At 66.4% G+C, this 426-nt stretch carries 1 protein-coding gene; it reads right to left on the bottom strand.

The window, feature by feature from the left end:
* Positions 1 to 99: 99 nt before the first annotated feature.
* Positions 100 to 426: hypothetical protein (locus CCN39_RS50545; RefSeq protein ID WP_208630707.1), on the bottom strand; the 327-nt coding region annotated here is incomplete at its 5' end.

The following is a 426-nucleotide window of genomic DNA, read 5'->3' as shown; positions in this document are numbered from 1 at the left end:
CCGGCGACGACGTGCCGTCCGGTGTGGCCGGTGGCCCCGGTGACGAGAACGGTCATGGTGCGCTCCTCGTGATCAGCTTGTGCCGACCACGCTCACACTTCAAGAGCCCTTCAAGTCAAGCTGACCGCTCAGCTCCTCCCGCGCCGCATCGAGGAAGGCGACCTTCGGGCCCCTGAGGTAGTCCCACATCGAGCCTTCTCCGGGCTCCTGCCAGATGACGTGGTCCAGCGCCTTGACGTAGGCGCGGGCCAGGCCGTGCAGGGTCGAGGCGAACAGGACGTGGATCATCCGTTCACACACCCACAACTCGTCGACGACATCGAGAGCGGCCGTCTTCCAGGACGGCGTCTTCTTGCGATCCTCGGCGGCCCGCTCGGCCTGCTGGGCGACGCGGATGAACTGCCGCAACAGGTCCAGCTGCTCTTC

The sequence above is a fragment of the Amycolatopsis kentuckyensis genome (assembly GCF_002155975.1).
GTDB classification, from domain to species: domain Bacteria; phylum Actinomycetota; class Actinomycetes; order Mycobacteriales; family Pseudonocardiaceae; genus Amycolatopsis; species Amycolatopsis kentuckyensis.
This window is presented reverse-complemented; position numbering and strand designations above follow the sequence as displayed.